4 protein-coding genes are annotated in these 3,488 nt (G+C 32.1%); all 4 read left to right on the forward strand.

Going from position 1 to position 3,488, the window contains the following annotated elements; all coding sequences use genetic code 11:
• Nucleotides 1-67: 67 nt before the first annotated feature.
• The 4 genes from BM384_RS16190 (at nt 68) to BM384_RS16205 (ending at nt 3,476) form a co-directional block, all read left to right on the forward strand.
• Entirely contained in the window at nt 68-388 is a 321-nt protein-coding gene (locus BM384_RS16190; protein ID WP_090015174.1) for a thioredoxin family protein, read from the forward strand.
• A gap of 25 nt (nt 389-413) precedes the next feature.
• Complete coding sequence (locus BM384_RS16195; protein ID WP_090015176.1) at nt 414-989, forward strand: hypothetical protein; 576 nt, start codon at nt 414-416, stop codon at nt 987-989.
• Between the two features lie 582 nt (nt 990-1,571).
• Nucleotides 1,572-3,056, forward strand: a complete 1,485-nt coding sequence (locus BM384_RS16200; protein WP_242946087.1) for a nitrogenase component 1 — start codon at nt 1,572-1,574, stop codon at nt 3,054-3,056.
• A gap of 18 nt (nt 3,057-3,074) precedes the next feature.
• The gene (locus BM384_RS16205) at nt 3,075-3,476 is read left to right on the forward strand and encodes a nitrogenase component 1 (protein ID WP_090015180.1); all 402 of its coding nucleotides are present in this window, start codon (nt 3,075-3,077) and stop codon (nt 3,474-3,476) included.
• Nucleotides 3,477-3,488 lie beyond the last annotated feature (12 nt).

The raw sequence follows: 3,488 nt of genomic DNA on the forward strand, positions 1-3,488 counted from the left end.
TGATATATAAGGGTTAAGAAATATGATTAACCCTAGTATAATATATTCAAAGAGGTGATAAAAATTTATGGAAGAATCAAGAGTAGATTATGTTAACAATAAAATAGCTAGCAGTGAAATGTTGATTTTATATTTTAGTAATGAATCCTGTGGAGCCTGTGAGGTTATTAGAAATAAGGTGGATAACATTTTAAAGTCTTATCCTAAAATTGAGATTATAGATATAAATGGTGAGAAAGAAAGAGAACTTGCAGCTAGTAAATATGTATTAACATTTCCTTTGTTAATACTTTATGTTCAAGGTAAAGAAACTATAAGGGTAGGAAGAAATGTAGATTTATTAGAATTAGAAAAAAGTATAAGAAGATATTATGAAATAGTATTTTAAATATTCTAAGTAAGGGGATGAGTATATGCCAAAAAGATTATGTCCTCTATGTGGTGGAAATAATACATCAAAAATACTCTGGGGTATGCCAGCATGGTCACCAGAACTTGAAGAAGATTTGCAATTAAAAAAGATTGTACTTGGAGGGTGTTGTATTCCTACGCCAACGCCTAAATATCATTGTAATGATTGTGATAAGCATATTCTTTACACCACAGAAGAAGATGAAATAAAAACATACTATTTTAAATTTGGAATTGGTGTTTTTTTCGATGGTCATTCAAGAATTGAGGTAGAGAAAAGCCCAAAAGGTGCTTATGCAAGATATTATCCATCATTTGAAAATGCTGAAAAAGAAGTTAGTATTAAGTTGACTGATGAGCAGTTTTTTAAATATATTCATAAGATATATTGTGCTTCAATTATGGAATGGAAGGAAGAGTACGATAATCCTAATATTCTAGATGGTACACAGTGGGGAGTTACAATAAAGTATTATGATGGAAAAGAAAAGAACTGGTATGGAAACAATGATTATCCACCTTTATGGAATAAATTTTTAAAGGCGGTAAATCAGCTTCCATTACCTAATATATATTAGTAGAAAATGATACAACCTCCTTTGTAGAATAATACAAGGAGGTTTTGTTATTTTATATTTCGTTATCTATCTGAAAAATATTTTTGTAAGGAAAAATTCCAAATTATCTGATGTACATGTAATACACTTCATACACCAACTTTTACTTCTATTAAAGCAAGTCTTTCACGAGCTTCTCCAATTACATTTTAAACTTTTATTGTATAAGGCATCTAAAGGGTAGAGATAAAGTAAAACTATAATTATTGGGAAGTCTATGACATTATAGGGCTGTCATTTCAAATTCAAAAAGTCAAGATTATTTTAGATGAGAATTATGTGTTATAAATGGTATAAGTATAATTTAAATAAAAATATTGACATTACAAAATAAAATCATATAATATATAGCATATTTAATATATAAGAATACTTCGTATTAGCAAAATTAAATTGTCATATGGAGGATAGACTGACTAGATAACTAGAGGTTGTAGAAATATTAATTTATTTCTATGACCTCTTTTTAAATTTAAGGGGGAGAAGGATAGCAAGAAAAAAATAAATCTTGATGCGGCAAATGTTGAGATAAGAGAAACAAGATTGGGAACAATAGTTAATTGGGATGGAAGTGCTAAAGATTTAGTAGAGGCATCTCAATATGAGGCAAGAGGAAAGGGGGAAAGGAAGAAGTGTGGACCTGGAGAAGGCTGTAGATTGTGTGCTAATGCAGGACCTTTTTCACAGGCAACAAGCTGTAGTTCAAAAATGGTATCCTGTCAGGCTGGAATGGTTGTAGATGCAGTACTTATACAACATTCATCTATTGGATGTGCTATAGATGCAGCTAACTATAATACTACATATAGAGTAGGTCTTAAACTTAGAGGATATGAAGTTGAAGACATAAGAACAGTAACAACTAACCTATTAGAAAAAGATATGGTTTTTGGAGCAACAGAAAAGTTGAAACAGACTATTAAAGATGTATGGGAAAGATTAAAGCCTAAGGTTATTTTTATAGGAAACTCCTGTGCAACAGCTATTATTGGAGAAGATATAGAAAGTGCAGCAAGAGAAGCAGAAGCAGAGTATGGAATCCCAGTTGTAGTAGTAACTTGTGAAGGATTTAGATCAGCTCACTGGACAACAGACTTTGATACTGTTCAGCATGGAATATTAAGACAAGTAGTAAATAAGGAACCTAAAAAGCAGGAAGACCTTGTTAATGTAATAAATCTTTTTGGTAGTGATGTATTTACTCCTATGTTTAAAGAGTTAAATTTAAGGGTGAATTTTGCTGTTGACTTAGCAACTGTAGAGAATTTAAGACAGCTTTCAGAAGCAACATGTACAACTACCTTCTGTTACACTTTATCTTCATATATTGCAGCAGGTCTTGAACAGGAATATGGTGTAAAGGAAATTAAAGCAAAGCAGCCTTATGGTTTTGAAGGAACAGATGAGTGGTTAAGAGAAATTGCTAAAGCAACTAATAGAGTTGAACTAGCAGAAAAATATATTGCTAAAGAACATGAAAGAGTAGAAAAAGAATTAGTTAAATATAGAGAAAAATTTAAGGGGATAAAGGCAGTTGTAGCAACAGGTTCTGCTTATGCACATGGATTAGTTACAGTTTTAAGAGAGCTTGGAATTGAGGTTGATGGTACTTTAGTATTCCACCATGACCCAGTTTATGATAGTGGAGATGTAAGACAGGATACTCTAAAAACTCTTGTGGATCAGACTGGAGATATAAAGAATTTTGTAGTAGCTAATAGACAGCAATTTGCTTTTGCTTCTCTTATTAAGAAGACTAAACCTGATTTTGTAATTGTAAGACATACAGGTTTAGCACCTCTAGCATCACAGTTTGGAGTACCTGGAGTAGCTATTGGTGATGAAAATAAATCTATTGGATATCAAGGACTTTTAAATATAGCAGAAACAGTAGAAGCTGTTTTACAAAGAAGAAAGTTCAATGAGGATATAAGCAAACATGTTGATATTCCATATACTGACTGGTGGCTATCTCAAGAAGATCCATTAGTATTAGCTAAGCATCCAGAAATATTAGAAGAAGCATAGTTAGGGGGATAAAAATTTATGTCAAGTAAGAAAAATTCATTTGAACAGACTAATACCATAGGAAAACCACGTTATGGATGTGCAATAGCTGCATTATATACTGCTGTTACTATACCAGGAGCAGTACCAATAACTCATTGTGGGCCAGGATGTGTAGATAAGCAACATGTTGGATTTTCAGTAGCTAATGGTATGCAGGGTCGTGGTGGAGCAGTTGTACCAAGTGTTAATGCTAGTGAAAAGGAAATTGTTTTTGGTGGAGAAAAGAAACTAGATGGACTTATAAAATCTACATTAAAGATAATGAAGGGAGATTTATTTGTTGTACTAGGAGGATGTACAGGAGAACTTGTTGGTGATGATATAGAATCTGTAGTTTCCAATTATAGACAACAAGGAGTTGGACCTATGTCAATATAGTGGACACATTTT

It is taken from the genome of Clostridium sp. DSM 8431 (genome assembly GCF_900116755.1).
Lineage (GTDB): Bacteria > Bacillota > Clostridia > Clostridiales > Clostridiaceae > Clostridium.